Annotated in this window: 2 pseudogenes; both read right to left on the reverse strand. The window is 75.8% G+C overall.

Annotated features, from left to right (window positions below):
* A pseudogene (locus G5C51_RS42160) lies at positions 1 to 391 on the reverse strand (DUF1116 domain-containing protein); the annotation flags it as partial.
* Positions 388 to 1,029: pseudogene (locus tag G5C51_RS42165) on the reverse strand (hypothetical protein); the annotation flags it as partial. The pseudogenes G5C51_RS42160 and G5C51_RS42165, both read right to left, overlap by 4 nt.

Genomic DNA, 1,029 nt, shown 5'->3' on the forward strand with positions numbered 1-1,029 from the left:
CCTCCAGCAGCGCCGCCCCGACCACCCCGGCCCGCATCGGCCCGCACATCTCCGCCCACCCGATCGGCGGCCCCGCGTGCAACAGCAGCCGCCGCCCACTCACCCGCTCGTCGAGCGCGGGCAACGCCTCGCGCGCGGGCAGCACATCGGTCCACACCGGCCGTACGGCCAGCAGCCGCGACACCGCCTCACGGTTGGCCGCCTCGACCACGGCGTGACCGGTGAGTTCGGCGAGCCGCCAGGCCAGCTCCGGCTCACCGCCGGCCGGCGGCCGCCAGTCCAGCGCGGCCACCTCGGCACCCGCGGTACGCGGCACGTCCGCGAAGCCGGGCACACCGACGTTGGCGATACGGGCCGGGGCCTCGCCCAACAGGGCAGTGGCGGCGGTCATACGGTGCCTCCCGTACGGGTCAGGTGGCCATCGCTGCCCGGTGACGCGACAGACGGCTCCCGCGGCAGCAACTCGGCGGCGAACTCGATGGCATCGGTGCTGTTCGGCGCCAGCAGCGCCCCCGCGGCGCGCAGCCGGGCGCGCTGCTCGTCGCGATCCTGCGGATCGGCGTCCGTACCGACGACGAAGGCGACGACCGGCGGCCGCCGCCCCTGCGGCACCCGCTCGAAACCGGCCCGCTCAGGAGCGGCAGGCCCCACCCCGGCCCGCTCACGACCGGCAGGCCCCACCCCGGCCCGCTCCAGCTCCGCGGCCAGCGGGCCGGCCGGATCGGCGCCCGCGCCATGTCCGAGCACCACATCCAGGACGACCACCGCGGTGCGCGGATCGGCCAGCGCCGCCCTCAGATGAGCGGCCCTCACGGTCGGGTCGATCATGGGATGCGGACGCCCGGCGGTGTACGCGTCATCGCCGAGATCGAGGATCAAGTCCCGGTCTGGGAGGACCACTTCACCCGCCACAGCCGCCACCGTCTCCGTAGCCGCCTCCGGCACCACCTGCCGCGCCTCATACGCGAAGGTGCCCCCCGCATACAGCGCCCGCAGGAACCGCCCCGCAGGAACCGGCCCCTCCACCAC

Origin of the sequence: Streptomyces coryli (assembly GCF_011044975.1) — a bacterium.
In the GTDB taxonomy this organism is placed as follows: Bacteria; Actinomycetota; Actinomycetes; order Streptomycetales; family Streptomycetaceae; genus Streptomyces; species Streptomyces coryli.